Here is a 24,458-nt window from a genome sequence, read left to right on the forward strand (position 1 = left end):
GAACCGTGATGACGTGACCCCTAACGGTAAAGAATTCTACTTATGATCAAGACGTTGCGAGCGCTGCTTATTGCTTTTCCACACCCTTGACGGACTGCCAGATTTCATCCAGGGCCGCCAGTGATTCCTCATCCATATCCCGACCCTGCTCGGCCAGCACCTTTTCAATGGCCCGGAAGCGGGCCTCGAACTTGTGATTGGTGCGGTTCAGCGCCTGCTCGGGGGCGACTTTCATGAACCGGGCCAGGTTCACGCAGACAAACAGCAGATCGCCCAGCTCGTCTTCCACCGCATCCGGCTCACCAGTACCGGCCTCGGCGGCCTGCCAGGCTTCCTTGAGTTCGTCGATTTCCTCGTGCAGCTTGTCGAACACCGGCTCGACGTTCGGCCAGTCAAAGCCGTGCCGGGCCGCCCGGCGCTGCAGTTTGTCGGCGCGAGCCATGGCTGGCAGGGTACGGGCAATGCCATCCAGCCGGCTTTCGGGCTCGTCTGTTTCGGCCTTTTCGGCGCGCTCTTCGGCCTTGATGCGCTCCCAGCTTTCCTTGATCCAGGCTTCGTCCGGCCGGTTGTCCGGGTCCACCCGACTTTCCAGCGTTCCCTCAGGGAACACGTGAGGGTGGCGGCGCACCAGTTTGCGCACAAGATGGTCCACCACGGCATCGAAATCAAAATGCTCCTGCTCACGACCCATCTGGGCGTAGAAGATCACCTGGAACAGCAGATCACCCAGCTCGTCCTTGAGGTGCGGGTAGTCCTCCTGCTCGATGGCGTCGGCCACCTCGTAGGCCTCTTCGATGGTGTGGGGTACGATGGTCTTGAAGGTCTGTTTGGTGTCCCACGGGCAACCGGTTTCCGGCTCCCGCAGGCGGGCCATCAGGTACTTGAGATCGTCAATGGAATAACTCATCCGCGTTTTCGCCTCACGTCGATGATGTTCGGCAGGTTGCGAATCTGCGCCAGCAGCCGGGCCAGTTGCTCCAGGCTCGAGATTTCCACGGTGATGCGGATGTGGGCCGTGTTCTCGTCCTTGTTGGTGAGGGTATTGAGTGACAACACGTCGCTGCGCGAGGACGACAGCAACTGGGTGATGTCCCGCAACAGACCAGACCGGTCGTAGGCCTCAATGTCGATATCCACGGGGTACACAGCCGCCGGCGTGCCACCCCAGTTCACCTCGATGATGCGGTTGGGCTCGAATTCACACAGGTTCAGGAAGGTGAGGCAATCCTGGCGATGGACGGTTACGCCCCGCCCCACGGTAATGTAACCACCGATAGGATCACCGGGCAGAGGCTTGCAGCACTTGGCCACCTGGGTCTTGAGCTTGCCCACGCCCTGAATCTGGATGTCCGACTCGGTGTCGTAGGCCGTTTTCCGGGGCGCACTGATCTTGAGATCCAGCTGTTCGGATTTCGGAACCAGCAACTGCTGGGCTACGTTGGCCACGTGGGTCGGGCGCAGGTCGCCCGCACCCACCGCCGCGAACATATCATCCGTGGAGTGGTAGTTGACCTTCTTCGCCAACTCGAACAAATCCACGTCGTACAACGACAGGCGCTTGAATTCGTCCTCGAGAATGGCGCGGCCGTCGAGGATGTTGCGATCCCGATCCTGCTGCTTGAACCAGTGCGTGACCTTGGCCCGGGCTCGTGAGGTCTGGATATAGCCCAGGCTGGGGTTCAGCCAGTCCCGGCTCGGCGCCTCGTTGTTGGATGTAAGGATGAACACCTGGTCGCCGGTTTTCAGCGGGTAGGTCAGCGGCACAATGCGGCTGTTCACCCGGGCACCCCGACAGGCATGCCCAATCTCGGTATGCACCCGGTAGGCAAAATCCACCGGTGTGGCACCCTGGGGCATGTCCACCACATGGCCCTCCGGGGTGAAGACGTAGACCCGGTCGGAGGTGACATCGCTTTTCAGGTGGTCGGCCAGGCCGGAAAGGTCGCCCAGCTCTTCCTGCCATTCCAGAACCTGGCGCAGCCAGTTGATCTTGGCGTCGTAGCCGGTGGACTTGTTCTTGGTATCCGTGCCCTTGTAGAGCCAGTGGGCACAGACGCCCAGCTCCGCCTCTTCGTGCATTTCATGGGTACGGATCTGCACTTCCATCACCTTGCCCTCGGGACCGATTACCGCCGTGTGCAGGGACTGGTAACCGTTCTCCTTGGGGTTGGCGATGTAGTCATCGAATTCGTTGGGAATGTGCCGCCACAGGGTGTGCACAATACCCAGGGCCGCATAGCAGTCCTTCACTTCCGGCACCAGCACGCGCACGGCGCGCACGTCGTAGACCTGGGAGAAGTCGATGCCTTTGCGGCGCATTTTGCGCCAGATGCTGTAGATGTGCTTGGCCCGGCCATTGAGCTCGGCCTTAATGCCGGAGGCGGCCAGCTCAGTCTGCAGGGTGTTGATCACCCGGGTAATGTATCGGTCACGGTCCAGGCGCTTCTCGTCCAGCAGCTTGGCGATCTTCTTGTAGGCAGTCTCATGCAGGTAACGGAAGGAAAGATCTTCCAGCTCCCACTTGATGTGACCAATGCCCAACCGATGCGCCAGCGGTGCATAGATATCGAAGACTTCCCGGGCCACGCGCATGCGCTTTTCCTCCGGGGCATCTTTCACCGCCCGGATGGCCGATGTCCGCTCTGCCAGCTTGATCAGGGCCACGCGAACATCGTCCACCATGTTCACCAGCATCTTGCGGACATTGTCCAACTGGCCTTCACTCTGGCCCAGCACGTTGCCCTTCAGCGGATGATGGACGGAGGATATTGCCGCCATCTGCTGGACACCGTTGATCAGCCCGGCCACTTCGTCGCCAAACTGCTTGCGGATGGACTCCAGCGGCACGCGCTCTTCCCGTACGGTGCGATAAAGCACGGCTGCCACCAGGCTGGCCTGGTCCATGCGCAGCTCCGCCAGCACCTGGGCCATTTCCAGGCCGGTGACAAAGCTGCTGGCGCCGGGCGCCCAGAGCCGGTCTTCCCGGAAGGCTTCCCGATCAATCTCGGCCGCCACTTCGCAGGCCTGCCGCAGTTGTTCCGGGTTGTCCAAATGGGTCTGGGTGGCAATGTGTTCAACCCACTGGTCGATGTTCACCTTGCCGTCGCCGCTTGTGGCGTAATCTTCCCTTACTTTAACCATGACAGAAACTTATCAGATGATCAGTTGGTATCCCGCTCAAACAGCGCGATGGATTCAACGTGCGTGGTGTGGGGGAACATGTCCATCACGCCCGCGCGAACCAGGCGGTAACCGTTACGGACCATGACGCCCGCGTCCCTTGCCAGGGTGGCCGGGTTGCACGAGACATAGACAATCCGGTTGGCGCCAAAGGCCGTCAGGTATTTGCAGATCTCCTCGGCGCCGGAGCGGGGTGGATCAATCAGGATCTTGTCGAAGCCTTCCTTTGCCCAGCCCTGGCCGGTGAAATCCCCGTGCAGGTCCGCGCCGAAAAACTCAACGTTGTCCAGGTTGTTCAGGCGGGCGTTTTCCCGGCCCCGGACCACCATGGCGTCGTCGCCTTCCACGCCGACCACCTGGCCGCCCTTGCGGGCCAGCGGCAGGGTGAAGTTGCCCAGGCCGCAGAACAGATCCAGCACCCGCTCACCCGGCTGCACATCCAGCCATTCCACCGCGCGATGCACCATATCCTGGTTAATGCCGGCGTTCACCTGGGTGAAATCCATGGGATGGAACTGCATGGTCAGATCAAACTCGTCCATGCGGTAGCTGAGGCGTTCCTGATCCCGACCCGGCGATTCCGGCCAGATCCGGTGCACGGTGTCCGGCCCCTTGGGCTGCAGGTAGATGTGCAGTTCATGCTCCTGGCCAAAACGGATCAGTTTCTCGTAATCCTCCGGCACCAGATCGTCCATGTTGCGGAACACCATGGCGGCGGCATCGTAGCCACAGGCCACTTCCACCTGGGGGATGCGGTTGTAGGCCTGCATGTCGTGCAGCAGGGCCCGCAGCGGCTCAATACGCTCACCAATGCGGGGATCAAGCACCAGGCACTGGTCGATGTCGGTCAAAAAGCTGTTCCGCTTCTCCCGGAAGCCCACCAATACCGATTCACGGGCTTTCACATAACGCACACCCAGGCGCGCCTTGCGACGGTAGCCCAAAGAATCCGGTGAACGCATGGGTTCAACCCACTGCTCCGGCTCAATGCCCCCGAAATGGGCAAAATGCTCGCGCAGCGTGTTTTCCTTGAATTGAATCTGAGCATCCGGGCTCATGTGCTGGAGGCTGCAGCCACCGCACAGGTCGGCAAACTCGCAGGGTGGCTGCCGGCGTTCCGGCGCTGATTCCAGAACCTCCAGCGTGCGCAATTCATCAAACCGGCTGCGGGAACCGACCATTTTGGCCATGACGGTCTCGCCCGGCAGCGCGCCATCCACGAACTGGGTTTTGCCATCGGCACGGGCGATACCCCGGCCATCGTGGCTCAGGGTCTCGATTTCACAGCGCACGGGCTCCTTGGGCAGGGGGGCCTTGCGGCGACGCTTGCTCATAGTCGTTCTCTTGTCGGTTGTGCTCAGGCGTGGTTGAAAACGCCGGTGGAAAGGTATCGGTCACCCCGGTCACAGATAATGGCGACGATGACCGCATTCTCAACCTCGCGGGAGAGTTTCAGGGCAGCGGCAATGGAACCGCCGGAGGAAACACCGCAGAAGATACCTTCCTGCGCGGCCAGTGCCCGCATAGTGTCTTCCGCTTCCTGCTGGCCAATGTCCAGCACCTGATCCACCCGGCTGGCGTCAAAAATCTTCGGCAGGTACTCCGGCGGCCAGCGGCGAATGCCCGGAATGGCTGCGCCATCTTCCGGCTGCAGGCCGATGATCCGGATGTCCGGGTTGCGCTCCTTCAGGTACTTCGATACACCCATAATAGTACCGGTGGTGCCCATGGAGCTGACAAAGTGAGTAACCTTTCCCTCGGTCTGCTCCCAGATTTCCGGGCCCGTGGTGCGGTAGTGGGACAGCGGGTTGTCCGGATTGCCGAACTGATCCAGCACCTTGCCCTGCCCTTCAGTCTGCATTTTCAGCGCCAGATCCCGGGCGCCTTCCATGCCCTGCTCCTTGCTGACACTGATCAGCTCGGCGCCATAGGCACGCATGGAGGCCCGGCGCTCCTCACTCATATTCGCCGGCATGATCAGCTTCATCCGGTAGCCCTTGATGGCGGCCGCCATCGCCAGCGCGATACCGGTGTTGCCGGAGGTGGCCTCAATCAGGGTGTCGCCGGGCTGGATTTCACCACGGCGCTCGGCTTCCTGGATCATGCCCATGGCAGGGCGATCCTTCACCGAACCGGCCGGATTATTACCCTCCAGTTTCGCCAGGATGACATTGGAGGTGTCGCCCGGCAGACGCTGCAACCGGACCAGGGGCGTGTGCCCGACATAATCTTCAATGGTGGGAAAACTCATGGTCAGACCCTGTGGTACACTTTGGCAACGAATCATACTCGTTATAGCCGCATTGTCCCAATACAGCTTGTCGCTAATACCATGACCGGCGGCTATAACTTCAGATTGAAGAAAGTGGGCCTGTCCGATTACTGGCTCACAGGTGCAAGGGATGGGTGACAGGAAAGTCTATGCGACATTGGGGCATTCGCAAGAAGGTACTGGTGGTGACACTGGTCCCGACGTTGCTGACCACCTTGCTACTTGGGCTGTTCTTCACCTATAGCTGGGTCAACAACATTGAGAACCTGCTGAGAGACCGCGGCGAGTCACTGTCACGTCAGCTTGCGGCCGGCTCCGAGTATGGCCTGTTTACCGCCAACCGAAGCCTGCTGACCAATCTCTCCAACGCCCTGCTTGAAGAACAGGACGTCCGCTCGATCACCTTCCTGGACCGTGACGGCGAACGCTTGCTGCATACCGGCCCCGGTCGTAGCGCACCACTCGGCGATATCACCCTTCGACCAGACAGTCTCGTTCACGCTACACGGGAAGACAGCACCCTGTTTATCACCCCGGTTCATCTTCAGGAACTGATGGTTGATTCCATGTTTGACCCCGGTGCCCGGGAGACCGCCGCCGACCTGGAGGCGCCGCTGGGCTGGGCCGCCATCGAAATGTCCCATGTCCGCACCGAAAAAGAGACCTACAAGGCGCTGTTGATTTCCCTGCTACTGATCCTCGCCGGCGTGCTGCTGAGCATGGCCATTTCGATGCGCCTGAGCAAAGCGTTCACCGACCCGATTTTTCAGCTCAACGGGGCCGTGGCCCGGCTGAAGGAAGGCAAGCTCGACACCCGGGTATACACCGGTGCCGGTCCGGAATTCGAACAGCTGGAATCAGGCCTGAACGAAATGGCCTCGGAGCTCAGTCAGGCCCAGGCGGAAATGCAGCAGAACATTGACCAGGCCACCGGAGACCTGCGCCAGACTCTGGAAACCATCGAGATCCAGAATATTGAACTGGACCTGGCTCGCAAGGAAGCGCTGGACGCCAGCCGCATCAAGTCGGAATTCCTGGCCAACATGTCCCACGAAATCCGCACACCCCTCAACGGCATTATCGGCTTCACCGAATTGCTGTTGAAAAGTCCCATGCCGCGTCAGCAGCGTGATCACCTGAACACCATTCGCAAATCCTCGGAAATCCTGCTGACCATCATCAACGACATCCTCGACTTCTCCAAAATCGAAGCCGGCAAGCTGATCCTGGACCGCATTCCCTTCCAACTGCGGGACATTATCGAGGAAGTGATGGTGATGCTGGCTCCCGAAGCCCACAGCAAGAGCCTGGACCTGGTCGCCCTGGTTTACGAGGATGTGCCCGACAACATCATGGGTGACCCACTGCGGGTGAAACAGGTGATCACCAACCTGATCAACAACGCCATCAAGTTCACCCAGACCGGTGAAGTGGTGTTGCGCGCAAGCCTTGAAGAGGAAGATCCCGACAATCACCGCGTCACCCTGCGTCTGAGTGTGACCGACACCGGTGTCGGCCTCTCCCGGGCTCAGCAACATGCCCTATTCAATGCCTTCAGCCAGGCCGACCCGTCCACGGCAAGGCAGTACGGCGGCACCGGCCTGGGACTGGCCATTTCCAAACGCCTGGTGGAGGAAATGGGAGGCGCCATCGGCCTGGACAGCGAACTGGGCAAAGGTTCCACGTTCTGGTTCACCCTCAACCCGGAACTGTCCACTCTGGCCAAAGATCCCGCGCCAAGGGACGCCCTCAAGGGCGAGCGGGTGATCTATCTTGAACATCAGGCCACTACCGGCCTGGCCATCGAACACCTGCTTCGGGCCTGGGGCGTTACCGTGGATCGGGTGGACACACCCACGGCGTTGCTGGAACAGGTGGAAGACGCCCAACAGAACAACCGTGGCTATGCCCTGGCGATGGTTGGTATTACCCGCCACCTGTTGCGCTCAAACCAGTATCGCGGACTGCTCCACAGCCTGGAGGTGGACCACGACTGCCGGACCATGCTGCTGACACCCACGCTGGACACCCAGGATACGCCCTTCTCCGGCATTGCCAGCAGCCACCTGACCAAGCCCGTCAGGCGGGACACTTTTTACCACGAGCTTCTGCTGCTGATTCACGGCATCTATTCCCAGGAATCAACCACCGGCAACAAGGCCATGTCACTGCCGGCTCCGGAGAAAAAGCACCCCGGCCCCCGCATCATGGCGGTTGACGATAACGCAGCCAATCTCAAACTGGTGGTCACACTTTTGCGGGAGCTGGGACTACAGGCGTGGGGCGCTGCCAACGGTTTCGAGGCGCTGAACCTGGCCCGGGAAGCCCCCTTTGACCTGGTCCTGATGGACCTGCAAATGCCGGGCATGGACGGCGTGGAAGCCACCGCCCGTATCCGCGAGCTGGACCAGGATGGCCATCACACCTGCATCATCGCCCTGACTGCACACGCCATGGCGGACGAGCAGGCGAAGTTGCGCAAGCAAGGATTCGATGGCTATATGCCAAAGCCAATCAGCAGCCGACAGCTAAGGGAGCTGGTTCGCGAGCATACCGGATACGAGGTGGCTGCCAGCCCCGGTCACCAATCCATCACCGAAGTTCGGGATACCCGCAACCCACCGCGACCGTCCAGCCGCCACCGTCAGCACGGGTGCGTCAGTATCGAGGAAAGCATTCGATTGGCTGCCGGCAAGGCCGATCTGGCCGAAGAGCTGTTCAGCATGCTGTTGGAACAGCTGCACGATGACCAGCGACAGGTTGAACAGCTCTGGGAAAACGACGAGCTGGACAACCTGCTGGAGTGTGTTCACAAGTTACACGGCGCCACCCGCTATTGCGGTGTGCCGGAGCTGAGAGAGGCCACCCACCAGTTCGAAACCGCCCTCAAATGCCAGAGCCAGGCCATGGCCGAGCACAAGGAACATCTGATTGCCGCCATAGAACGGCTGCGGGCCTGGAGTGATCAGACCGACTGGCAGGCCATGTTCAGGGCCGAACAGCAACAGTCGGAGACATCACAAAACTGACTTTCAGGCCCGGGCGCGATCCAGAATGGCCCGCATATCCCTGACCGCCTCTTTAAGGCCCGTAAAGACCGCCCGGGCAATAATCGCGTGACCAATGTTCAATTCGTTAATGCCCGGAATCGCCGCCACTCTTTCGGTGTTGTGGTAATGCAGCCCATGGCCCGCGTTCACGATCAGACCCCGCTTACGGGCGTAGGCAACCGCGTTCTCCAGAACCTGGAAGGAAGCCTCCAGGGCCACGGAGTCCCGGGCCTCGGCGTATTCGCCGGTATGCAGCTCAACCACCGGCGCCCCGCAGCGCACTGCCGCGTCAATCTGCACCGGGTCCGGATCAATGAACAGCGAAACCTCGGCCCCGATTTTGGCCAACCGGTCACAGGCGCGAGCCACCCGCTCTTCCTGGCCATCCACATCGAGGCCGCCTTCGGTGGTCAACTCTTCGCGTTTCTCCGGCACCAGACACACACACTCCGGCTCCACCCTTTCGGCAAACGCCAGCATGGCATCGGTGACCGCCATCTCCAGGTTCATCTTGGTTTGCAGGGTGTCCCTCAACAGCAGGACATCCCGGTCCTGAATGTGTCGGCGATCCTCCCGGGGATGAATGGTGATGCCATCAGCTCCTGCCTCTTCGGCCACCATCGCCGCCTGCACGGGGTCCGGATAACGGGTGCCACGCGCCTGGCGCAGGGTGGCCACGTGATCAATATTGACGCCTAACAGCACTCTGGAACTCATGGTTTTCTCCCTGATGATGAAACCGTGCCATTGAAAAGGGTACGGCTGTGCAGGGGCTTGCCCTGCAATAAATAATCGATCAGAACCCGCATCACGCGCTTTGCGGTTCGGCGGGGCTGATCGCTGCTCAGGTCCCCGGCCGCCAACGCCTGCAGGGTGCTGCCGGGGATCGATCGTAAACAGGCTTCCGGGTTACCGGCACTGACAATACCCTGGGCCGGATCATAACCATAGTCGCCCTGCTCCTGCACTGCCTGCTCCACATCGGTCGCGTAATCCCAGGCAAAGTCATACCCCAGGGCGCTGGCAAAGGCCCGCTCAAAGGTGCGCAAAACAGGTTCCACATCACCCTCGGCAGGCAGCGCCGACAATGCCTGAAGGCTGTCAATATAACTGGCGAAAAGCATTGGGTGGGAGTCGGCAACGGGCAGGACCCGCTGCAGCAATTCATTGAGGTAGAGGCCACTGTACAGAGCCCGGGTCTGATGCAGGGCCGCTGCCTGCCTGACTTCCAGCTGTATCAGTGTTTTCAGGTCGCTGCGGCCGCGCCAGTCCACCAGCAGGGGCTGGAAGGGCTGCAGCTGGGCTTTCAACGGACTGCGGGGCCCACTGGCCCCGCGCGCAATCAGGCTGATGCGGCCATGATTGAGGGTAAACAGATCCACCAGCAATGAGGATTCCCGCCAGGGGCGCCGATGGATCACATAAGCGGGCTCCTGCTGCACCGCACCGTTCATGGCGGCCTCAGGAATCGTTCATACCCAGGCTTTTCAGCGCCCGGTCGCTGTCGGCCCAGCCCCGCTTGACCTTCACCCACAGGCGGAGCATGACCTTGCAATCAAACATACGCTCCATATCGGCACGGGCTTCCTGGCCAATCCGGCGCATGCGTTCGCCCTTGTCGCCAATCAGGATTTTCTTCTGGCCCTCGCGCTCCACCAGGATTAGGGCCGATATGTGGAGCGTGGCGCCCTGTTGTTTGAATTCTTCAATTTCCACCGCCACCGAGTACGGCAGCTCAGCGCCCAACTGACGGGTGATTTTCTCGCGCACCATTTCCGCCGCCATGAAGCGCTGGCTGCGGTCGGTGATCTGGTCATCCGGATAGAAGTGCACGCTTTCCGGCAGGAAACGGCCCACTGCCTGCTCCAACGGCTCCAGGTTGGTCTCTTTCAGGGCTGATAGCGGGATAATCTCGGCAAACTCCCGCTTTTTCGACAGCATATCGAGATGCGGCAACAGCAGCTCCCGGTTTTCCAGGCGATCCACCTTGTTCACCGCCAGGATGACCGGGCAGCTCAACCGCTTCAGCTTCTCGAGCACCATTTCATCGGCACTGGTCCAGTTCAACTGGTCCACCACAAAGACCACCACGTCCACATCAATCAGTGCCGAGGAGGCCGCCTTGTTCATCGCGCGGTTCAGTGCCCGGGGCTCATCCTCGTGCATACCCGGGGTATCCACGTAGATGGCCTGCACCGGCCCTTCGGTCTTGATACCGAGTACCTGATGGCGGGTAGTCTGGGGCTTGCGAGACGTAATACTGAGTTTCTGGCCCAGAATGTGGTTGAGCAATGTGGATTTACCCACGTTCGGGCGGCCGACAATGGCCACGAAGCCACAGCGACTGTCCGGGTTTTCCGGGCGAGTAATGTCATTCATGATTCCGTCTCCACGCCCAACTGCTTGAGCGCATTGCGTGCTGCCTGCTGCTCCGCCACGCGACGGCTGCTGCCGGTGCCGGTGGTTTTCCGATCGAGCGAGGGCAAGGCACAGGAAACGTGGAACGTCTGGTTGTGGGCCTCACCGTCCACGGAAATCACTTCGTAGTTGGGCAGGGGGAACTGTCGGGACTGGAGGTATTCCTGCAGGCGGGTCTTGGGGTCTTTCTGGGTATCCTGGATATCCAGCCGCGCCAGACGATGCTCAAACCAGCGCAGCACCTGCTCACGGCAGGTGTAGAAATCGCTGTCCAGGTAGATCGCGCCGATGATCGACTCAATGGCATCGGCGAGAATGGATTCCCGGCGGAAGCCCCCGCTCTTGAGCTCGCCCGAGCCCAGGCGCAGATACTTGCCCAGTTCGAACTCGCGTCCGATCTCCGCCAGCGTCACGCCTTTGACCATGCGCGCCCGCAAGCGGCTGAGCTGGCCCTCCCGGGCTTTCTCGAAATGCTGATACAGATGCTCGGCAATCACCATGTTAACGATGGAATCGCCCAGAAATTCCAGGCGCTCGTTGTTCTGATTACCAAAACTGCGATGGGTCAGCGCCAGCAGCAGTCGTTCAGGCTGTTTGAACTGGTAGCCGATGCGGCGCTGAAGTTCGTCAAGGTTTGGTTGTGAATTCACTGGCCCTTCAACTCATATTCATGCTGGAAGTGAACGATACTGTCCACATTGCCAAAAAGATTGTTGCGTACTTCGTAGTCGACCGAGATCACTACAAATTCGCCATTTTTTTCCACGGAAATGTTCTTGGCATCGAAGCCACTGACGTTGTTCACGCTTAGCCGTTTGTTGATCAGGCGGCGCACCTCCGCCGGCCCCATGCTCGACAGCCCTTCGGTCCCTTCCAGGCTTTCCAGGGCTTCCTGGATGGTAAGGTCATCGATATAGACCGGGCCAATCTTGATCGCCACAGTCAATAAGGCACCAAAAAACAGCGCCACAATCACATTGGCCAGGGCCCCGCCCTGTTGCCGGGTACCAACGGGATGATCAGTTTTCATGACCGCTTCGCTCCTTAAAGTGCTGAATCACTCAATGCTGCCTACCCGTTCAAAAGATGGCAGACTGGTCAGCGATTGCCAGTGCATCCAGATGGCAAAGGCCTTGCCCACAACCATCTCGTCGGGCACGGTGCCCCAGAACCGGCTGTCGTTACTATTATCACGGTTATCGCCCATGACGAAGTAATTCCCTTCTGGAACCACCCATTCACCTTCGCCGGCACTGTTCAAACGCCCCATGCTCAGATAGATGTCGTGTTCCACATCGCCAAGCTGTTCGCGCCAACGCTCCAGCGGCGGCAACCGGGCCACGAATTCCCGGGGCACGGGTTCACCGTTAATAAATAGCTGCTTGTTCCGGTAACGGATATGGTCACCCGGCAACCCAATCACCCGCTTGATGAAGTTGGTTTCTCCATCTTCGGGAAAACGGAACACCATGACATCACCCCTTTCCGGATCGCCGACCTCCAGGATTTTGGTGCCCGCCACCGGCAGTCTCAAGCCATAGGCGTACTTGTTCACCAGAATGAAATCACCCACCTCAAGGGTGGGCAGCATCGAACCTGATGGAATCTGGAACGGCTCAACCAGGAAGGAGCGCAGTACCAGCACGATGACCAGCACCGGAAAAAAAGACCGGCTGACATCCACCAGCCAGGGCTCCTTGGGCTCTTCCTGCTCTTCCTGGGCTCCGGCCGCTTCTACCGTTTCCAGGCCAGCCGAAGCCAGCCGGCGTTTTCTCAGAAACAGCTTGTCAGCCAACCAGATCACGCCGGTGGCAAAGGTCAGAACCACCAGTACCAGCGGAAAATTGATATCCATTCAAGCGCCTTCGATTTAGTTATCCACTTTCAATACGGCAAGAAACGCTTCCTGGGGCACTTCAACATTACCCAGTTGCTTCATGCGCTTTTTACCTTCCTTCTGCTTCTGGAGCAGTTTTTTCTTCCGGCTGACATCGCCGCCGTAACATTTTGCGGTTACGTTCTTGCGAAGCGCCTTGACGGTTACCCGAGCCACCACCTGGTTGCCAATGGCCGCCTGGATGGCAATATCAAACATCTGGCGGGGGATCAACTCTTTCATCTTGTCGATGAGCTGACGGCCTTTGTAGTGTGCCTGGTCCTTGTGCACAATCAGCGCCAGAGCATCCACGCGGTCACCGTTGATCAGCACGTCCAGACGAACCAGCTTGGCGGTCTGGAAACGCACAAACTGGTAGTCCAGGGAAGCAAAGCCCCGGCTCGCCGACTTGATGCGATCGAAGAAATCCAGCACCACTTCCGCCATGGGCAACTCATAGGTCACCTGCACCTGGTTGGACATGAAGTGCATGTTCTTCTGTACCCCGCGCTTTTCTTCACACAGGGCGATCACGTTACCCAGATGCTCCTGGGGCACGAGGATGCTGGCTTCAACAATTGGCTCACGCATTTCTTCAATGGAGCCAATATCCGGCAGGCGTGAGGGGTTGTCCACCGACAGAGTCTCACCCTGGGTGGTCACCACCTCATAGATAACGGTCGGCGCCGTGGTGATCAGGTCAATGCCGTATTCGCGCTCAAGCCGCTCCTGGATGATTTCCATGTGCAGCATGCCCAGGAAACCACAGCGGAAGCCAAAGCCCAGGGCGTCGGAATTTTCCGGCTCGAAGAACAGGGAGGCATCGTTGAGGGTGAGCTTTTCCAGGGCATCCCGGAAGTCGTCGTAGTCATCCGAGCTGACCGGGAACAAACCGGCATAGACCTGCGGCCTCACCTTCTTGAAGCCTGGCAGCATCGGCGTTTCCTCGGCGTACTTCTGGTGCACGATGGTGTCGCCCACCGGAGCACCGTGGATATCCTTGATACCGGCCACTACAAAGCCCACGTCACCGGCTTCGAGAATGTTGGTGTCTTTCGGTTTCGGATTGAAAATACCCACCTTGTCGGCGTTCCACGCCTTGCCGGTGGACTTAATCACGATCTTGTCGCCCTTGCGCAGGGTGCCTTCGGTGATACGCACCAGCGAGACCACGCCCAGGTAGTTGTCGAACCAGGAATCAATGATCAACGCCTGCAGCGGTGCCTTCCGATCGCCTTTGGGGGGTGGAATCCGGCGAATCAGGTCTTCCAGGACGTCTTCCACGCCCATGCCGCTTTTGGCGCTGCATCGTACGGCGTCGGTGGCCTCGATGCCGATCACGTCCTCAATCTCTTCGGAGACCCGGTCCGGCTCGGCCTGGGGCAGGTCCATCTTGTTCAGGACCGGCACCACTTCCAGGCCCTGTTCGATGGCGGTGTAACAGTTGGCTACCGACTGCGCTTCCACGCCCTGACCCGCGTCCACAACGAGCAGCGCACCTTCACAGGCATACAGTGACCGGGATACCTCATAGGAAAAATCGACGTGGCCTGGCGTGTCGATAAAGTTCAACTTATAGATTTGACCGTCACGGGCCTTGTAATCGAGCGTCACGCTCTGGGCCTTGATAGTAATGCCCCGCTCCCGCTCAAGGTCCATGGAGTCGAGCACCTGCTCGGCCATTTCACGATCGGTCAGCCCGCCGCAGATCTGGATAAAGCGGTCGGCCAGGGTAGATTTGCCGTGGTCGATATGCGCGATGATGGAGAAATTTCGTATACGATTGATGTCGTTATCTTTTTCGGCTTCAGACATTCATCAAAATCCAACTGGTGTAAACACTCGGGTGTGACGATCGTAAAATGACCCGGTGTGGAAGTTAAAAAAACGGCAGGCATTGTAACGCGAAAGGGCCCCGCTGTCGCCCTGAAGGCCCCGGTTGACGCGGGCAAAGCGCGGGCGGGCCGCCCCTTGCCGATGCCTGGCAGCCCCAGCGGGGGCCAGGACGGCCCAGAGGCTGGGCTGTAGGCAATGAAAACCAGTTGGTCCGGCTTTGGATCACCGGAACTTAAGGACGCATGACGAGGTAGCTGGCCCGACCCTCACGCACAATACGCACGGAAACCGCACGATTCTCCGGGAGGTCAGCCACCACATCGCGAAACTCTTCCACCGAGCTCACCTGCTTGCGGTCAATCTCCGTGATGATGTCACGCGGCCGGATGCCCGCATCATACGCCGGCCCGCGCTCAACATCGGAGACAACCACACCGCCTTCAACACCCAGTGTACTGGCCAGTTCCGCAGGCAGCGGGTCCACACCCAGCCCCAGCGGATTGGAAGCCGTATCACCCTGGCTGCCACGACTGGAATCGCCCTGCGCCACGTTACGTTCATCCGGCAGCTGGCCAATTTGCACATCCAGCTCGATCTCCCGGCCCTCTCGCAGCACGGTCAGGCGGGCAGATTCGCCCACTGGCGTGCGGCCAACCATCGGCGGCAGATCGGCGGACGTTTCCACGTCCTGGCCATTGAATTCCAGAACGATGTCGCCCGACCGCAAACCACTGGCCGCCGCTGGCGACCCTTCCATGACCTCAGCGATCAGGGCACCTCTGGGACGGTCCAGTCCGAAAGTTTCCGCCAGGTCCCGATTTACCTCCTGGATCAGCACACCCAGCCAGCCGCGTGCCACAGAGCCATCGTCACGAATCTGCCGGAACACATTCATGGCGTCATCGATGGGAATCGCGAAGGAAACCCCCATGAACCCACCGGAACGGGTATAGATCTGTGAGTTGATACCAATCACCTCGCCGTCCATGTTGAACAGGGGGCCGCCCGAGTTACCAGGATTGATGGCCACGTCGGTCTGGATGAACGGCACGTAGTTCTCGGTGGGCAGCGAGCGCCCCAAAGCGCTGACAATCCCGGCGGTTACCGTGTAATCAAAACCGAAGGGCGAGCCAATGGCGAATACCCATTCACCTACCTGAAGATCCCTGGAGCGCCCAATACGAACCACCGGCAGGTCTTCACCGTTTTCAATCTTGAGCACCGCCATGTCTGACCGGGGATCGGTGCCAACAATGGTGGCACTGAATTCACGGCGATCACTGAGACGAACAATCACCTCATCGGCGTTCTCCACCACGTGGTTGTTGGTCAACACATAGCCGTCAGCGGAAACAATAAAGCCCGACCCCATGGAGCGACGGGGCTGCTGTGAGTGAGGGGATTGTCCGAAAGGTGACTGCGGGCCGCGAAAGAACTCCTGCAGGAACGGAGGCAACTGATCAAGCTGGTCCTCGTCAAAAGGCAAACCGTGGAACCTTGATCCCTGGCGCTTCGGTTCCGTGGTGGTGCTGATGTTCACCACGGCGCTGGAGTTCTCTTCCACCAGTTCGGTGAAATCCGGCAACTGGGCAGCGGCCAGTGGCTGACTCCAGAAAACCGATACCATGGCCGCCAGCATCAGCAAGGCGACGATCACCCGGGCCGGGCTGTACACCCTTGATACCGTGGCAACCTTAGTTTTTGCGCTCGGCATGTCAAACCCCCTGTTTTGTCGTTGACTGGTGAACATTCTGGAGGCACCAGAGTGTTTTTCAACTTAAAAAATCGTAGGAATCACAGGCAATTAACAGTCGCAATCCGATTAACGCGCAGCATCTTGGGCTGCAGCCTTCCCGCAACCCGGTCCTGCCAGCACCGCACCAGGATGAAGCCGCCCGCCAACCCCAGCAAAGCTCCCAAGATGGCGAACAGATCGGAACCGCCCAGCCACTGGTGGCCGGCAATGCTGAACAGCACCATCAACAGCAGGGGCAGCCCATACACCCATATAGACGCTTGCAACAGCGATTGCTCATCAATACCCAGCACGACTTCATCGCCAACACGGGCATTGACGCTGTTAAACACACACACCTGATTGGCCCGGCCACCGGTCACCTGGGCCAACGCCCGCTGACCGCAGGCCGCTTTCGCCGAACAGCTCTGACAGGCACTGGTGCGAATGGTCTGCACCCACGCCTGGTCGCCATCAACAGCCACCACCTTGCCGGTTTCGGTGATCATGGCCCCAACAACTCCAATGCCAGATCGTCATTAATCCGTACAGCTTCGGCCAATTTACCGGCTGTCTTGGGCGGAATCTCCCCCACCACCGCGATCAGGAAGGGGTGACCGACCACATCAACCTGGCGCAGGTATATCGTTGTTGCCCCGACCCGGGAGACACCGGTGGGCATCTTCAATTTACCTGCCGGCTCAACAAACACCGAAAACGCGGTCAGTCCATCGGAAAAGGCCACGGCCTTGCCCTTGCTGGACCGCGGCGCAGCGGCCGGCATGAAGCCCTCCGGTCGCCAGTCCAGAGTCCAGCCATTCATCCGGGGCAACGGCGACTGGTTATTTTCCGGGCCATCCAGCGTCCGGCTGATTTCATGCCCTTCGGTCTGCACCTCAAACTCCCGGTCAGGGATATTGTCGGTAATTTCCAGGCTGGTGAACTGGAACTGTTCAAGCACGCTCCCATCGGTATCCAGCACATGGCTTTTCACCAGAAGACCGGTATCTTGCTCAAGCCAGAGACGATAGCTATAGCGATTCTCGTCTTTCGCCCGCAGTGCCACAGTCACCGTGTCGTATCCGGCCACCCGGTCTTCACCCGTCAGTTCCGGCGTGTACCACTGCACCACCGGCATGAACTGCATCGCGAAGGCTTCGGCAAACGGGCCGGAGGGAATGACATCATCAAGCCGGACGCGGCCCTGGTCGGGCAGCACACAGACCACATCCATGCCCTTTCGGACAATTTCACCACTGCCGCCGTCCTGGATCACAAGCCGCTCTTCGACCCGGCCCTCCCGGAAACGATGGGCGATGCGCATGGAATGCACCTGACCGCCCCGCATGTACACAAAGACGCCTTTATAGGAGGTCATGTTCAAAGCCGGACCGAGCCGTTCCAGCCAGTCAACAGCGGTTTCCGGCGTTTCAGGGGACGATTCAGCAGCATAAGCCCCCGGGGCGGCGACAACAGACACCCACAACAGCATGGACAGCGCCAGGGCCGTCCATCCCACCAGGTTTATCTGTTTGCCGATCGCCCAACGATTCATTCAATAACACCTTTACCAATAGCCGATTCAGTAGCCACTGTTGGCACTGACCACCCGGGCATAGCCCACGGAACCCCGCCCGGCGCCAACACTGCTGTGTTGGGCATGCTCCAGCATGAACTGGCGCATCTGTTTGAGCTGCTCTTCATCCAGCCCCTGCAATGACAACTCTTCCATGGATACCGGCAATGCGGAAGATGGCACGTCAGGCTGGTGCGCAACCAGTTGACCGTCTGGGCCTTCCGAGGATTCCCAGCCCGTGCCGGCCCCAAAACCGACAACCATGGCCAGCATCACCATGGCCGCCACCGACCATGGCCAACCCCAGGCCTTCAATGGCGGGGCAGCCGGTGTCGCGAGCGCGGTTTGATCCCGCCCATCGAGGCTCGCTCGTACGGCCGATGCCACATCGACGCCACTGCCGGGGCCATGGTGGTCGTGCATCAGGTCACGGATCTGTTGCCAGCGCTGCCACTGGTCACGGACGTCGGTCTGCTCCTGATGCGACAGCAAGCGACGAACCGACAGTTCATCCGCTTCATCATCCATCATCGCTGACAGGGTTTCTCTAAGACGCTCGTCCATCGGATGCAACCTCACTTACGTCGCTGAATGATTGAGCAAAGGGCTAAGTTGACGATCCACTGCTTCTCGTGCCCGAAAAATACGGGACCGAACGGTGCCAATCGGACACTCCAGGATCCGGGCAATGTCCTCATAGCTCAGACCATCGTATTCGCGCAGCAGGAATGCCGAGCGCAGTTCCTCGGGCAGACCGGCAATCGCTGTCGATAGCGCTTTCTGCAATTGCTCACGTTGCAACAGCCTTTCCGGGGAAGCCAGATCCCGGAGACGACCGCCATCGTCGAAATTCTCTGCATCGCTGGCGTCGGCCGAACCTTGCGGCCGGCGGTTCCGGGCTTCAAGAAAGTTCTTGGCTGTGTTCACCGCAATCCGGTACAGCCAGGTATAAAATGCGCTGTCGCCCCGGAAACGGTCGATGGCCCGGAACGCCTTTACGAAGGTCTCCTGGGTCAGGTCCATGACCTCCTGATTGTCGTAAACATAACGACTGATTATGGACGCCACGCGGGACTGATACTTGACCACAAGCAAATCGAAGGCAGCACGGTCACCACTGCGAACCTTGCGCACCAATTGAAGATCGGTCTGACTGTCGGTCTGTTCAGCCGATTTACGTTCATTCTCTGGGGTCATGGACGAAGCAACGACGTGTCCTGGAGTTCGAGAGTGTCCTGGGATTCTGGCGGGCTTCGGCCCCACCTTCATCTGTTCGGCTTGTGTCATTGGCATTTTCCGGTGGTCGTTCATGAACCCTCAGTCTCTGGCGGGTACGAGCATAAGCAGGAACCGTCAGGCCAAATAGACAGCAAGCGCAAAGTTTAGTTCAATACGCACTCACATTATGGCCCGCGATAACGATTCAATGCCACAGTCCTTCGAATACGATGTCCTCATTATCGGCAGCGGCGCTGCCGGCCTCACCGTAGCGCTCAATCTGCCGGCGCACCTGCGCGTGTGCGTGATCAGCAAGGCCGACATCAATTCCGGCGCCACCCTGTGGGCCCAGGGTGGTATTGCCGCCGTTATGGATGCCACCGATTCGGTGGAGGACCATATCCGGGACACCCTGCAAGCCGGCGGCGGCCTCTGCCACGAGGACGCGGTGCGCTTCACCGTGGAGCATGGCAAGGAAAGCATCGATTGGCTGATCGATGCCGGCGTGGATTTCACCCGCGAAGACGATAACGATCAGTACCACCTGACCCGGGAAGGCGGCCATAGTCATCGCCGCATCATCCATTCCGCCGATGCCACCGGCCGGGCGGTGTCCACCACCCTCGCTGACCAGGCCCGGGCACGCCCGAACATTGACCTGAAGTCGCGCCGGGTCGCGGTGGATCTGATCACCAACCGCAAGCTGTCCCTTCCGGGCAACCGCTGCGTCGGCGCCTACATTCTCAACCTGGAAGACAACCACGTTGAGCTGTTTCGGGCCCGCTTCACCATTCTGGCGACCGGTGGTGCTTCCAAGGCCTACCGCTACACCACCAACCCGGACGGTGCGTCCGGTGATGGCATTGCCATGGCCTGGCGGGCGGGCTGCCGGGTGGCGAACATGGAATTCAACCAGTTCCACCCCACCTGTCTGTACCACCCGCACGCCAAGTCCTTCCTGATCACCGAGGCGGTGCGCGGCGAAGGGGGGATACTGACACTCCCGGACGGCTCCCGCTTCATGGACCGTTTCGACAAACGCGCGGAACTGGCCCCCCGGGACATTGTCGCCCGGGCCATTGACCATGAAATGAAACGGCTGGGCGCGGACCACCTTTACCTGGACATCAGCCACAAGCCGGCTGAGTTCGTGAAGCAGCACTTCCCGACCATCTACCAGAAGTGCCTGGAGTTCGGCATCGACATCACCACCGACCCGATTCCGGTGGTGCCGGCCTCCCACTATACCTGCGGCGGCATCATGACCGATGACCGCGCCCGCACCGACATCAACCAGCTCTATGCCGTTGGCGAGGCTGCCTTCACCGGCCTGCACGGTGCCAACCGCATGGCCAGCAACTCGCTGCTCGAGTGTCTGGTCTACGGTCGGGCGGCTGCGGCCGACATCACCCGCCGGGAAGCGGACATCCCGGCCGCCCCGGAAGCGCCGGACTGGGACGAAAGCCAGGTTCGTGATTCTGACGAAGACGTGGTCATTTCCCACAACTGGGATGAATTGCGTCATTTCATGTGGGATTATGTCGGCATTGTACGCACCACCAAGCGGCTCCAGCGGGCCAAGCACCGGGTGGACCTGCTGCACAGTGAAATCAATGAATTCTATAGCAACTACCGGGTCAGCAATGACCTGATAGAACTGCGCAACCTGGTAACCGTGGCAGACCTGATCATCTGCTCGGCATTACAACGCAAGGAAAGCCGGGGACTGCATTACACACTGGATTACCCGGGCCTCCAGAACGAAATCCGGGATACCATCCTGGTACCGACCACCTATCGAACCCAGACTCCCTGAAGCGGGAGTTTCATTCAGTTCTTACAACGGACCCATCTATGTCAGCGACCACCGATTCCAAAGAAAACATCGAATTTAACCGCCTCTGGTGGCACAGCCGCCGCGGCATGCTTGAGCTTGACGTGCTGCTCCTGCCGTTTCTGGAAGAAGCCTACCGGGACCTCGACCCAGCGGACCAGGCTCGCTACGAAAAGCTGCTAACCTGCGAAGACGCCGACATGTTCCAGTGGTTCATGCAGCAGGGGCGGCCGGAGGATCCGGACCTGCAGCGCATCGTGGATATGATTCTGAACCGTGTCCAGCCGGATTGAGCTGAACCTCCTTCCCTCTGCCACCGCCGGCCTGCTGGCTTCCGCGCCCTGGCTGGCGCTGGCAGGCTTCACCGCCGTGGCCGGGCTCCTGGGCTGGCCATTGCTCTTACTGTTTCTTCCAATCCTCGCAGGCCTTGCCTGGCACAGTTTCCGGGGTTGCGGCCTGCTCAGGGGGAAAACCGCAGTCGTCGGACTCAGGGCCGATCATAGCGGCCTGTTCTGTCGCTGTGGCGATGGTCGGGTTATGCCCGTGACGGTCGATTCCAGCAGTTGTGTCGGAAGTCGTTTTCTGGCCTTGAAACTTCGGCCAACCGGCGCCACCTCAGGTACACTGTTTACCCTGATCATCAGCGACCTGGGGCCATTGCGGGCCAATACGCCAGCCGACGATATCCGGCGCCTGACAATGTGGCTGAGACTCGGCTACCCCCACCCTGCCTGATGATGTTCACCGACCCGACCGGAGAACACGATGACCACTGACATCACTGAACCGAGCTTGTGGGAGAATCGCGGTGGTTACGCCCCACTCGAGCACAAACGGATGATCCGCATTAGCGGGTCCGGCACGGATAAGTTCGTTCAAGGCCAGTTCAGCCAGCACGTGGACGAGATAACCGCCCACCAATCGCTGCGGGCGGCCGCCTGCACCCCCAAAGGCCGAGCCTATTGCCTGACGCGCTTTGTACGCGACGGCGACGACCTGTTGATGGACGTGGAAGACAGCCTGGCCGAACGGGCCCTGGGGCAGCTGAGAAAGTACCTGATGCTGTTTCGGGGAACGACCATGGAACCCCTGGACCAGGCCCAAATCACAGGGCTCATTGGCCAACTGGCCGCCAGGGCCGTCGCAGGCGAAGAGGCAGTGTCGCTTACGAACCCCGGCCAGGTACTGGCTACCAGCGAGGGCTTCCTGATACGCATCGAAGACATGCCCGGTCCGGTGGCCCGCTATGAATTCTGGCAGACCGGGGGTGAGCCCGTGGTGCCGCAGGAGCTTGAACAGCTGTCCAGTGACGACTGGCTGGCATCAAGCATTGCCGCCGGCGTGCCCTGGTTGACCGAAGCCACAACAGAAGCCTACGTACCCCAGATGCTGAACCTTCAGCACTTGCAGGGCATTCACTTCAAGAAAGGGTGCTACACCGGACAGGAAGTGGTGGCGCGCATGCACTTCCTTGGCCAGTTGAAGAAGAGCCTGTTCCGCCTGGACTTCCAAGGCTCCGAAACCGCTCCAGTGCCGGGCACAAAAATACTGGGAGGCGACAAAAGCGCCGGTGAAGTCGTCAACTCGGTGATGACCGGCACCGACTCCGGCACCGTGCTGGCAGTGCTGCGTCACGATGCGGCAGAGAAGACCCTGACCATCGACGGAAACAATTCTGTCATCCTGAGCCGGGTCAAACTGCCCTATGCGGTTCCGGAACGGGAAGAAACAGCGCAAACAGATACATAACGTGACAGGAAAACCCGTCCGAATTTGCTATAAAATAAGGCAGATAGCTATTTTTCGAAGGCACTCCATCTCGCCTTCCAGACAAGCGGAATGTAACGGATCATGGCAAACATCATAGAAACCATTAAATCAGACCTGACCCAGGCCATCGATAACGACAAGCTGGTTCTGCCCACGCTGCCAGAAGTCGCCCTGAAAGTCCGGGAGATCGCGGAAGCCGAAGACTCGGCCATCGCCGATCTGGTCAAGGTGATCAGTAACGATACAGCCCTGTCTGCCCGGATCATCCGTGTCTGCAACAGCCCTCTGTTCCGTGGCACCCGCAGCATCGAGAACCTGAACATGGCGGTCAGCCGCCTGGGCATGGCCTACACCAGTAACCTGGCCATGGGCCTTGCCATGGAGCAAATGTTCCAGGCCACCTCCGACATGATCGACCGACGCCTGCGCCATACCTGGCAGGTGAGCACCGAGGTGGCGGGCATCTGTCACGTTCTGGCCCAGCATTACACCAAGCTCAAGGCCGACCAGGCCACCCTGGCCGGGCTGGTACACCTGATTGGTGTGCTACCCATCCTGCGTTACGTGGAAGATCAGGACCTTCAGATCAGCAGCATCATGCTCGACAAGGTGATCGATGACCTGCATCCCAAAATCGGCAGCCTGATCCTGAAAAAATGGGATTTCCCGAAAGAACTGCAGAATGTGCCGCTTGAGTACGCCAACTTCACCCGCGAAGTGCCCGAAGCCGATTATGCGGACCTGGTGATGGTGGCGAACCTGCAGATGGTAGCTGGCACCGACCATCCGTGGAACGAAATCGACCTGAACACAGTCTCGGCGTTCAAGCGTCTGGGACTGGATCCTCATGCCGACATGAGCGAAGAGGAAGATCTCAACGCCCAGATGGAAGCCGCCATGGCGCTATTGAAGTAATACGTGCTAGCAATACCGGGCCAGGAGCTCGGTTTTTGAGGGCAGCGCCCAGTTCACCGGGCGTTGCCCTTGCGCTTCCAGCCACTGATTTGCCTTTGAGAAATGCCGGCAGCCAAAGAAACCACGATAGGCACTCAGTGGTGAGGGATGTGGCCCCTCCAGCACCAGATGCCGCTGTCGATCAATGTGCTTGCCCTTCTTGCGGGCGTACCCACCCCAGAGCAGAAACACCACGTTTTCCCGCTGCCGGTTGATGGTTTCGATCACCTTATCGGTAAAAACCTCCCAGCCCTTGCCCTGGTGCGCACCCGCGTTGCCCTGCTCCACCGTCAGTACGCTGTTCAGCAAAAGAATGCCCTGCTCCGCCCAGGGCTGCAGGCAACCGTGGTCCGGTGGGGCAATGCCCAGGTCACTCTCGATTTCCTTGAAGATGTTCACCAGCGAGGGCGGGGCCGGCACATCCGGGCGTACCGAGAAGCACAGGCCATGGGCCTGACCCGGGCCGTGATAGGGGTCCTGTCCCAGAATGACCACGGACACCTCGTTCAGCGGTGTACTATTGAGGGCGTTGAAACACAGGTTGCCGGGCGGGAACAGGACTTTTCCGGACGCTTCCTCATCGGCGAGGAACCGGGCCAGCTGCTCCATGTAGGGCTGTCGAAATTCATCGGAAAGAAACTCATCCCAGCCACGGCCGGGCTTGAGTTGACTGGCGAGTACATCTACCGGGGGCATGGAAGTGGCTCTCCCTGTTTGGAAGGCAACAGAGCCGGGCTCG

Annotated in this window: 23 protein-coding genes; 6 read left to right on the top strand and 17 right to left on the bottom strand. The window is 59.6% G+C overall.

All coding sequences use genetic code 11. The annotated features are described in order from the left end of the window. Window positions 1-67 precede the first annotated feature (67 nt). Genes mazG through cysM form a run of 4 tightly spaced genes read right to left on the bottom strand, consistent with a single transcriptional unit; the run spans window position 68 to window position 5,431 of the window. On the bottom strand, window positions 68-907 hold the full coding sequence (gene mazG / locus BY454_RS12075; protein WP_104416726.1) for a nucleoside triphosphate pyrophosphohydrolase: 840 nt from the start codon (window positions 905-907) through the stop codon (window positions 68-70). Continuing rightward, complete coding sequence (gene relA, locus BY454_RS12080; RefSeq protein WP_104416727.1) at window positions 904-3,141, bottom strand: GTP diphosphokinase; 2,238 nt, start codon at window positions 3,139-3,141, stop codon at window positions 904-906. Before relA ends, mazG begins: the two co-directional genes overlap by 4 nt. 20 nt (window positions 3,142-3,161) lie before the next feature. After that, the gene (rlmD, locus tag BY454_RS12085) at window positions 3,162-4,514 is read right to left on the bottom strand and encodes a 23S rRNA (uracil(1939)-C(5))-methyltransferase RlmD (RefSeq protein ID WP_104416728.1); all 1,353 of its coding nucleotides are present in this window, start codon (window positions 4,512-4,514) and stop codon (window positions 3,162-3,164) included. Between the two features lie 23 nt (window positions 4,515-4,537). Then, window positions 4,538-5,431 carry a cysteine synthase CysM gene (cysM, locus tag BY454_RS12090; RefSeq protein WP_104416729.1) on the bottom strand — a complete coding sequence of 298 codons (894 nt, stop codon included), beginning with the start codon at window positions 5,429-5,431 and terminating at the stop codon, window positions 4,538-4,540. Window positions 5,432-5,601: 170 nt separating this feature from the next. Between cysM and BY454_RS12095 the strand changes: the two genes are divergently transcribed. After that, window positions 5,602-8,481, top strand: coding sequence for an ATP-binding protein (locus BY454_RS12095; RefSeq protein ID WP_104416730.1), 2,880 nt, complete (start codon window positions 5,602-5,604; stop codon window positions 8,479-8,481). Window positions 8,482-8,484: 3 nt separating this feature from the next. On the opposite strand, the gene pdxJ is transcribed toward BY454_RS12095, so the two are convergent. The 12 genes from pdxJ to rpoE form a co-directional block, all read right to left on the bottom strand. Continuing rightward, window positions 8,485-9,219 carry a pyridoxine 5'-phosphate synthase gene (gene pdxJ / locus BY454_RS12100; RefSeq protein ID WP_104416731.1) on the bottom strand — a complete coding sequence of 245 codons (735 nt, stop codon included), beginning with the start codon at window positions 9,217-9,219 and terminating at the stop codon, window positions 8,485-8,487. Beyond that, window positions 9,216-9,956: a DNA repair protein RecO gene (gene recO / locus BY454_RS12105; RefSeq protein ID WP_104416732.1), complete on the bottom strand. Its 741-nt coding sequence runs from the start codon at window positions 9,954-9,956 to the stop codon at window positions 9,216-9,218. The genes pdxJ and recO overlap by 4 nt, the downstream gene beginning before the upstream one ends. A 7-nt stretch (window positions 9,957-9,963) precedes the next feature. Then, window positions 9,964-10,881, bottom strand: coding sequence for a GTPase Era (gene era / locus BY454_RS12110; protein ID WP_104416733.1), 918 nt, complete (start codon window positions 10,879-10,881; stop codon window positions 9,964-9,966). Continuing rightward, window positions 10,878-11,570, bottom strand: a complete 693-nt coding sequence (gene rnc, locus BY454_RS12115; protein ID WP_104416734.1) for a ribonuclease III — start codon at window positions 11,568-11,570, stop codon at window positions 10,878-10,880. Before rnc ends, era begins: the two co-directional genes overlap by 4 nt. Beyond that, on the bottom strand, window positions 11,567-11,950 hold the full coding sequence (locus BY454_RS12120; protein ID WP_104416735.1) for a DUF4845 domain-containing protein: 384 nt from the start codon (window positions 11,948-11,950) through the stop codon (window positions 11,567-11,569). The genes rnc and BY454_RS12120 overlap by 4 nt, the downstream gene beginning before the upstream one ends. Before the next feature lie 27 nt (window positions 11,951-11,977). Beyond that, entirely contained in the window at window positions 11,978-12,775 is a 798-nt protein-coding gene (lepB, locus tag BY454_RS12125; RefSeq protein WP_104416736.1) for a signal peptidase I, read from the bottom strand. A 15-nt stretch (window positions 12,776-12,790) separates the two neighbouring features. Next, a complete protein-coding gene (gene lepA, locus BY454_RS12130) occupies window positions 12,791-14,611 on the bottom strand; it encodes a translation elongation factor 4 (protein ID WP_104416737.1) in 1,821 nt (606 codons plus the stop codon). Window positions 14,612-14,864: 253 nt separating this feature from the next. Continuing rightward, entirely contained in the window at window positions 14,865-16,346 is a 1,482-nt protein-coding gene (locus BY454_RS12135; protein ID WP_104416738.1) for a DegQ family serine endoprotease, read from the bottom strand. Between the two features lie 80 nt (window positions 16,347-16,426). Continuing rightward, entirely contained in the window at window positions 16,427-16,876 is a 450-nt protein-coding gene (locus tag BY454_RS12140) for a SoxR reducing system RseC family protein (RefSeq protein WP_104416739.1), read from the bottom strand. Further along, window positions 16,873-17,922, bottom strand: coding sequence for a MucB/RseB C-terminal domain-containing protein (locus BY454_RS12145; protein WP_258075645.1), 1,050 nt, complete (start codon window positions 17,920-17,922; stop codon window positions 16,873-16,875). The genes BY454_RS12140 and BY454_RS12145 overlap by 4 nt, the downstream gene beginning before the upstream one ends. Before the next feature lie 27 nt (window positions 17,923-17,949). Then, entirely contained in the window at window positions 17,950-18,507 is a 558-nt protein-coding gene (locus BY454_RS12150) for a sigma-E factor negative regulatory protein (protein ID WP_104416740.1), read from the bottom strand. Window positions 18,508-18,522: 15 nt separating this feature from the next. Continuing rightward, on the bottom strand, window positions 18,523-19,140 hold the full coding sequence (rpoE, locus tag BY454_RS12155) for an RNA polymerase sigma factor RpoE (protein WP_104416741.1): 618 nt from the start codon (window positions 19,138-19,140) through the stop codon (window positions 18,523-18,525). Between the two features lie 229 nt (window positions 19,141-19,369). Between rpoE and nadB the strand changes: the two genes are divergently transcribed. From nadB to BY454_RS12180, 5 genes are all read left to right on the top strand, one after another. Then, entirely contained in the window at window positions 19,370-20,977 is a 1,608-nt protein-coding gene (nadB, locus tag BY454_RS12160) for an L-aspartate oxidase (protein ID WP_181049694.1), read from the top strand. A gap of 38 nt (window positions 20,978-21,015) precedes the next feature. Continuing rightward, window positions 21,016-21,288 carry an FAD assembly factor SdhE gene (locus BY454_RS12165; protein WP_104416743.1) on the top strand — a complete coding sequence of 91 codons (273 nt, stop codon included), beginning with the start codon at window positions 21,016-21,018 and terminating at the stop codon, window positions 21,286-21,288. Beyond that, window positions 21,272-21,730: a hypothetical protein gene (locus BY454_RS12170; RefSeq protein ID WP_104416744.1), complete on the top strand. Its 459-nt coding sequence runs from the start codon at window positions 21,272-21,274 to the stop codon at window positions 21,728-21,730. Before BY454_RS12165 ends, BY454_RS12170 begins: the two co-directional genes overlap by 17 nt. A gap of 30 nt (window positions 21,731-21,760) precedes the next feature. After that, window positions 21,761-22,744 (top strand): CAF17-like 4Fe-4S cluster assembly/insertion protein YgfZ, encoded by a 984-nt coding sequence (ygfZ, locus tag BY454_RS12175; protein ID WP_104416745.1) that lies wholly within the window; start codon window positions 21,761-21,763, stop codon window positions 22,742-22,744. Window positions 22,745-22,846: 102 nt separating this feature from the next. Next, a complete protein-coding gene (locus BY454_RS12180; RefSeq protein WP_104416746.1) occupies window positions 22,847-23,680 on the top strand; it encodes an HDOD domain-containing protein in 834 nt (277 codons plus the stop codon). Window positions 23,681-23,686: 6 nt separating this feature from the next. Here BY454_RS12180 and ung read toward each other — a convergent pair whose 3' ends face one another. Next, entirely contained in the window at window positions 23,687-24,415 is a 729-nt protein-coding gene (gene ung, locus BY454_RS12185) for a uracil-DNA glycosylase (RefSeq protein WP_104416747.1), read from the bottom strand. Window positions 24,416-24,458 lie beyond the last annotated feature (43 nt).

The organism is Marinobacter persicus, assembly GCF_002934325.1.
In the GTDB taxonomy this organism is placed as follows: domain Bacteria; phylum Pseudomonadota; class Gammaproteobacteria; order Pseudomonadales; family Oleiphilaceae; genus Marinobacter; species Marinobacter persicus_A.

Bases quoted from the DNA above. Each gene is read 5' to 3' on its own strand.
- mazG (WP_104416726.1), bottom strand. From the start codon at position 907: ATGAGTTATTCCATTGACGATCTCAAGTACCTGATGGCCCGCCTGCGG.
- relA (WP_104416727.1), bottom strand. From the start codon at position 3,141: ATGGTTAAAGTAAGGGAAGATTACGCCACAAGCGGCGACGGCAAGGTG.
- rlmD (WP_104416728.1), bottom strand. From the start codon at position 4,514: ATGAGCAAGCGTCGCCGCAAGGCCCCCCTGCCCAAGGAGCCCGTGCGC.
- cysM (WP_104416729.1), bottom strand. From the start codon at position 5,431: ATGAGTTTTCCCACCATTGAAGATTATGTCGGGCACACGCCCCTGGTC.
- BY454_RS12095 (WP_104416730.1), top strand. From the start codon at position 5,602: ATGCGACATTGGGGCATTCGCAAGAAGGTACTGGTGGTGACACTGGTC.
- pdxJ (WP_104416731.1), bottom strand. From the start codon at position 9,219: ATGAGTTCCAGAGTGCTGTTAGGCGTCAATATTGATCACGTGGCCACC.
- recO (WP_104416732.1), bottom strand. From the start codon at position 9,956: ATGAACGGTGCGGTGCAGCAGGAGCCCGCTTATGTGATCCATCGGCGC.
- era (WP_104416733.1), bottom strand. From the start codon at position 10,881: ATGAATGACATTACTCGCCCGGAAAACCCGGACAGTCGCTGTGGCTTC.
- BY454_RS12120 (WP_104416735.1), bottom strand. From the start codon at position 11,950: ATGAAAACTGATCATCCCGTTGGTACCCGGCAACAGGGCGGGGCCCTG.
- lepB (WP_104416736.1), bottom strand. From the start codon at position 12,775: ATGGATATCAATTTTCCGCTGGTACTGGTGGTTCTGACCTTTGCCACC.
- lepA (WP_104416737.1), bottom strand. From the start codon at position 14,611: ATGTCTGAAGCCGAAAAAGATAACGACATCAATCGTATACGAAATTTC.
- BY454_RS12135 (WP_104416738.1), bottom strand. From the start codon at position 16,346: ATGCCGAGCGCAAAAACTAAGGTTGCCACGGTATCAAGGGTGTACAGC.
- BY454_RS12140 (WP_104416739.1), bottom strand. From the start codon at position 16,876: ATGATCACCGAAACCGGCAAGGTGGTGGCTGTTGATGGCGACCAGGCG.
- BY454_RS12145 (WP_258075645.1), bottom strand. From the start codon at position 17,922: ATGAATCGTTGGGCGATCGGCAAACAGATAAACCTGGTGGGATGGACG.
- BY454_RS12150 (WP_104416740.1), bottom strand. From the start codon at position 18,507: ATGGACGAGCGTCTTAGAGAAACCCTGTCAGCGATGATGGATGATGAA.
- rpoE (WP_104416741.1), bottom strand. From the start codon at position 19,140: ATGACCCCAGAGAATGAACGTAAATCGGCTGAACAGACCGACAGTCAG.
- nadB (WP_181049694.1), top strand. From the start codon at position 19,370: ATGCCACAGTCCTTCGAATACGATGTCCTCATTATCGGCAGCGGCGCT.
- BY454_RS12165 (WP_104416743.1), top strand. From the start codon at position 21,016: ATGTCAGCGACCACCGATTCCAAAGAAAACATCGAATTTAACCGCCTC.
- ygfZ (WP_104416745.1), top strand. From the start codon at position 21,761: ATGACCACTGACATCACTGAACCGAGCTTGTGGGAGAATCGCGGTGGT.
- BY454_RS12180 (WP_104416746.1), top strand. From the start codon at position 22,847: ATGGCAAACATCATAGAAACCATTAAATCAGACCTGACCCAGGCCATC.
- ung (WP_104416747.1), bottom strand. From the start codon at position 24,415: ATGCCCCCGGTAGATGTACTCGCCAGTCAACTCAAGCCCGGCCGTGGC.